This is a genomic window from Carboxylicivirga sp., from assembly GCF_982718395.1.
This window is the reverse complement of record NZ_CEXQWX010000262.1, coordinates 1-5,100: the sequence shown is the minus strand read 5'-3', so window position 1 is coordinate 5,100 and position 5,100 is coordinate 1. Positions and strand designations below refer to the sequence as shown.

Genomic DNA, 5,100 nt, shown 5'->3' with positions numbered 1-5,100 from the left:
CTTTGGAATCAACTCTCTTTTACGGCTCAAAAAGAATACAGCGAAAGTGATTTCCTGAATGCAACTGAAAAGCATTACGGTGCAAGAGGCTTTACAGGTGGAACAAGCAATCATAACGGATATGTTCTGTGCCTTGGACACATTGTAAATCAGGATAAGGCCAAAGTTGAGCAATATGGTTATCAACCTGAATTTACCTACACGCAGATAGATATGATGGCTTCCAATGGTTATTCCAGTTGGTTTTGGGAAGACAAAGCCATAGGCGGTTGGGCAACCGATAATGAAATCATTCGTGTTCGCGAAGTTTATTTAAATGGTCCGTTTAAAGCCTGGAAAACACTAACAGACACTATTGAAAGAAAGAGAACAGAAAAAGTAATTGATGATTTCCTGGCTAATTCATCTGCCAATCAACTGGAATTGTCCGATGGTTTAACAACTAAATTAAAGTTTGATGCATTAAAAGATCTGTACGACGAACTATCTTCAAAAGGGTTGAACGGACCAGAATTAAAGCTGGCCTTCCTGTCGAAATACGAGCAATTCAGAACCGAAGCGTCATTGCTTGCACACGAGGGCAGGCATAGCATCGAAAAAAAGTACATGCCGGAAGAATTTAGCAAATGGAATAACGAAGAGCGCGAATACCATGCAAAGCTTTCGCAAATAGTGTTTGCTACAGAACCAAGATTGGAATTGGCAGGAATGGTTGGTGAAAGTAATGGTAATTCAGGTCATGCCAAAGCGAACAAACGTATTGTTGACGCGGCCATTGCCTGGATAGAAGGAAATAAGGAGACGATTGCTGAATATTCAGAGAGCAGACCGGCATACGCTCAAATATATCTAATGACAAATAATCAGATCAGGGAATGCTACAAACATGCAGATCCGATGTATGAATAAAGCACTTGACAAAAGGTACGCCAGATGATTATTTTATAATGAAAGACATACAACTGCACGTAATTTGAAACTATATCATGAATTGATTAAAAGGAAGGTTAAAACCAATGCTTTATAGCTTGGTACAAAACCATAAACCAGAAAAACAAAATCAATATGGAACCTTTACTTCAAGTAGCAATATCAGTTTTGAGTGGAGCAATCGGTGCCTTTATTTCATATGAGTTTATTGAAAAAAGGAGAAAAAGGTTAATTGAATCATATTGGAAAATCGAAGAAGAATATAGATCAGATATTCAACATGAGGCACGACGATTAATTAAAAGAATCAAAAAAGAATTAGAATCGGGAGCATTTAGAACGGAAGAAGATCGGGTTAACTTTTATAATGTGACTTATCATTTAACCAACGACGAATCAAATGAAAAAATCTCTGAAGGAATCCGCTACCGAATAAGATTCTTGAGTAAGATTGGGCTGCTTCTGCGAAAAAAAATGATTGATAAAGATCTGGTTTTTGACTTGATAGGAACAGGGGTGGAGCTTGATGAAGAAATATTAACGACCATTCTTAAAGCCCATAGGGATGGTGATAAAAAACAAGATATGTACCCGAATTATGGATTCCTTCTCGAGGAATATAAAAAGTGGAAAGTAAAAAAGAGGTTTAAATAAAGTAAACTATATGCCTTAGTGAGCATGTGGTGCTTCGTGTTTAAATAAGTATAATGACAAAAAACGAACGGACAAAAGTTAGTAAATTTTTAAGCCTGGTATTGAGACACAAACCCGAGACAATTAACCTGGAATTGGATGAGAATGGATGGGCAGACACTCAAGTATTATTAACGAAGATTAATGTAAACGGTATACGATTAACCCTTGAAGGATTAAAAGAGATTGTTGAAACGAATGACAAGAAAAGATTTGCTTTTACATCCGATCTATCAAAAATTCGTGCTAATCAGGGACACTCGATTGGCGTTGATTTGAAACTTGAAGAACAGGCACCGCCAGACATGTTATACCATGGTACGGCTGATAAAAACCTGGAATCAATTAAGGAAAAAGGTCTTTTAAAAGGTCAAAGGCATCATGTTCACCTGTCTGAGAATAAAAGTACAGCTATACAGGTTGGTCAGCGATATGGAAAACCAATTGTCCTGACAATCAGAGCTGGAGAAATGAATCAAAAAGGTAAGAAGTTCTTACTTTCTTCAAATGGAGTTTGGCTTACGGATTTTGTATCATCTGAATATATAGACTTTGAATGAATTTTTAGAGAATTTGTAAACCATGTGCCATAACAAACACTAACCAATGCGAATACAAATAATCAGTGACTTACACCAGGAATTTGGCTTAACTGAACTGACATTCAGTAATGCTGATCTGGTTGTTCTTGCTGGTGATGTAAATTTAGGTATTAAAGGAATTGAGTGGATCAAAAGCGCAATTAAAGACAAGCCGGTTATTTATGTTTTGGGGAATCATGAATATTACAACGGTTCATATCCAAAAACGCTAAATAAAATTAAGGCACTATCAGAAAATACTTATATACATGTGCTTGAAAACCAATCAATCGAAATAGAGGGCATTACTTTTCATGGCGCAACCCTTTGGACTGATTTTTCTTTGTTTGGTAATCCACGTCAATATGGAATAATTTGCCAGGGTAGAATGAATGACTACAAAAAAATAAGGCGCGATCCCTCATACTCTAAACTAAGAACAATTGATACTTATAGAATGCATAATGAATCGCTTAATTGGCTTGATAAGAGTTTGAAAGACAATAAAGACAAACTCAATGTAGTCGTTACACATCATGCACCAAGTATTAAGTCAATTCCTGATGAATTCAAAGACGACCCGGTTTCGTCGGCATATGCATCTGATCTGGAAGAATTTATATTAGAGCATCAACCTAAACTATGGATTCACGGTCATATACATAAACCAGCAAGATATATGATAGGAGAGACGGAAGTCATTTGTAACCCTCATGGCTATATAATTGATATATATAATGGTTACGAAAAGGAATTAATATTAGATATAGACGTACATACCAAGGAGTAAGAATGCATCAAAAGCACATTTTAGTTAGAATTAAAGTAAGAAGAAAGATTTAGAATTGTTGTTGAGCTATTTTGTTATCTTGCTAAACAAAGGATAAAACACTAATACGCTGTAGCGCATTTGAAAATCAATTGTCGTCAACAGATTGAAGAGTAGGACTTATTATTTTTAGTATGAAACATTTGTTTATAAATTTTATGCCTCTGCTTTTAGCAGTTCTTATTGGTTGTAGTAGCAGTGAAAACATTATTAAAACAGCAACGCCTCCCACAGAATTTCAAAATGTGAGAGTTCCTGCTGAATGGGAAACACATAAATCAACATGGCTACAATTAGGAAGTGGTGTTTTATCTGTTTCAATGGGGCAAGCTATGATGGATGTAATCAAAGTGATCAAGCAATATGAAACTGTAAATCTTATTATAAACACAGAACAAGAAAAAGAGGATGCAATTATTCAGTTCCGGAATAATGGTATAGATGAGGCTAATATTGTTTGGCATGTGTACCCAATAGAAGGTGCATTTATGCGTGACAACGGACCAATTTACGTTGAAGATCAGGATGGTGGAAATAATCTCAGAATCCAAAATTGGAAGTTTAATTCGTATGGTGATGAAGATTCAGATATTGGCTATGCAAATGATAATGAAATTCCTACGAAAATAGGCGAATATCTGGGTATGGAGGTTGATGATTATACTGATTATATCCTGGAAAAAGGAAATGTTGAAGTTAATGGAAATGGCATCCTGGTGATAAACTATGATTGCCAAAATCTCCGAAATCCTGGTTATTCAAAAAGCGACCATGAACAATTCCTGAAAAACAGACTTGGCTTGTCTAAAATTATCTGGGCTTATGGTTATTACCCGGAAGATGTTACTACAGGTCACATTGATGGTATTGGAAGATTTATTAACGATAGCACAATTGTAATTGCTGACTACAATACTTCCATAGAAAACAATTTTGCTGCGGCTTGTAAAAAAGAAGGACTGACTGTAAAGATGTATCCCGGAGATCCAAACTGGCTTGTTGGTAATGGATATGTTGTTGGCATGGCTGATCCCGATGCTGAGCACAATGCGTATCTAATATCCCTGTTAGAATCCTATTTCCCAAACAGAGATGTACATATGATAGATGGTAAGGCTATTAGTGATAATGGGGGTGGTGTTCATTGTATAACCAATGACCAACCTGATAATAGGTAAGAGGATTTTATTCTGATAATGATTCCCTTTGGTTTAATGGGGGAATTGATGACATCTAATTGATATTAATTATTTATAAAATGAACTCGGAACTAATTTTAATTGGACTATTTGGGTTAATAACAATAGCAATTGAAGGGCTTTTATGGGGAATGATGGGGTATGTTCTCTTTAAATACCTGCGAATTGCTGATAAGTTTTGGATAGGGGGAGCAGTTGTTTTTGGCTTCGTATATTTTCTATGGGAAGAGATAATTATGGGGCAGATGATTGGGAAATTAGGTTTGCAGGTTAATAATCAGGCAGTAATCGATTATGTTGGAGATGACCTGTTCACAATTGATCTTTCAGATCTTATTTTTAGTCTTGCAGCAGTGATTATTGGCTTTCGTATTAGTCAAGGAATTGTAAAGAAGATGATAAAGAAAAACACTAAAGAAGTGCATGATTAATAGAAATCACCTTTAAGTTCTTGATTAAAAAGGTGACTAACTTTAGTTTATAATGAAGGTTAGTAATAACGAAAAGAAGGAAAACTGGCATCCGTTGTTAGAATCAGAGAGATGTTCTGACAAGGTGGATGTGGATGGTTTTAATACTTATTCGATGCGAGAAATCTTGATAAGTGTTGCTGCAATTGTTTTGATGATATCTTCAGTTTTCTGTTGTAAGAGCTTGTATAATTTAGATGATCCCAATCCTATGGCTGGTATTGGGATCTTAATTTTATCAATGATTTATATTATAGGATTCCTGGCAAGTGGCTTCTTATTGTGGTATTGTATTGAAGAACAGTTAAAATCTAAGACTATAGCACTAATTAATATCTGTTTTTATTTGGTGGTTGCAGTTTTACTATTTGTCTGATATATTGAAAATTCAAGCCTTT

7 protein-coding genes are annotated in these 5,100 nt (G+C 35.4%); all 7 read left to right on the top strand.

Translation table 11 applies throughout. From position 1 onward, the window contains the following. Window positions 1-909: hypothetical protein (locus AC4MRQ_RS24855; protein WP_491200434.1), on the top strand; the 909-nt coding region annotated here is incomplete at its 5' end. 156 nt (window positions 910-1,065) lie between these two features. After that, window positions 1,066-1,584, top strand: a complete 519-nt coding sequence (locus AC4MRQ_RS24850; protein ID WP_491200433.1) for a hypothetical protein — start codon at window positions 1,066-1,068, stop codon at window positions 1,582-1,584. A 53-nt stretch (window positions 1,585-1,637) separates the two neighbouring features. Next, a complete protein-coding gene (locus AC4MRQ_RS24845) occupies window positions 1,638-2,183 on the top strand; it encodes an RNA 2'-phosphotransferase (RefSeq protein ID WP_491200432.1) in 546 nt (181 codons plus the stop codon). A gap of 46 nt (window positions 2,184-2,229) precedes the next feature. Further along, complete coding sequence (locus tag AC4MRQ_RS24840; RefSeq protein WP_491200431.1) at window positions 2,230-2,994, top strand: metallophosphoesterase; 765 nt, start codon at window positions 2,230-2,232, stop codon at window positions 2,992-2,994. A 173-nt stretch (window positions 2,995-3,167) separates the two neighbouring features. Beyond that, the gene (locus AC4MRQ_RS24835; RefSeq protein WP_491200430.1) at window positions 3,168-4,211 is read left to right on the top strand and encodes an agmatine deiminase family protein; all 1,044 of its coding nucleotides are present in this window, start codon (window positions 3,168-3,170) and stop codon (window positions 4,209-4,211) included. An 80-nt stretch (window positions 4,212-4,291) separates the two neighbouring features. Continuing rightward, a complete protein-coding gene (locus tag AC4MRQ_RS24830; RefSeq protein WP_491200429.1) occupies window positions 4,292-4,663 on the top strand; it encodes a hypothetical protein in 372 nt (123 codons plus the stop codon). Window positions 4,664-4,715: 52 nt separating this feature from the next. Further along, entirely contained in the window at window positions 4,716-5,078 is a 363-nt protein-coding gene (locus tag AC4MRQ_RS24825) for a hypothetical protein (RefSeq protein WP_491200428.1), read from the top strand. The last annotated feature ends 22 nt before the right edge of the window (window positions 5,079-5,100 follow it).

What these genes read in the sequence shown, in the direction of transcription:
- AC4MRQ_RS24845 (WP_491200432.1), top strand. Translation starts at nt 1,638, where the DNA reads ATGACAAAAAACGAACGGACAAAAGTTAGTAAATTTTTAAGCCTGGTA.
- AC4MRQ_RS24840 (WP_491200431.1), top strand. Translation starts at nt 2,230, where the DNA reads ATGCGAATACAAATAATCAGTGACTTACACCAGGAATTTGGCTTAACT.
- AC4MRQ_RS24835 (WP_491200430.1), top strand. Translation starts at nt 3,168, where the DNA reads ATGAAACATTTGTTTATAAATTTTATGCCTCTGCTTTTAGCAGTTCTT.
- AC4MRQ_RS24850 (WP_491200433.1), top strand. Translation starts at nt 1,066, where the DNA reads ATGGAACCTTTACTTCAAGTAGCAATATCAGTTTTGAGTGGAGCAATC.
- AC4MRQ_RS24825 (WP_491200428.1), top strand. Translation starts at nt 4,716, where the DNA reads ATGAAGGTTAGTAATAACGAAAAGAAGGAAAACTGGCATCCGTTGTTA.
- AC4MRQ_RS24830 (WP_491200429.1), top strand. Translation starts at nt 4,292, where the DNA reads ATGAACTCGGAACTAATTTTAATTGGACTATTTGGGTTAATAACAATA.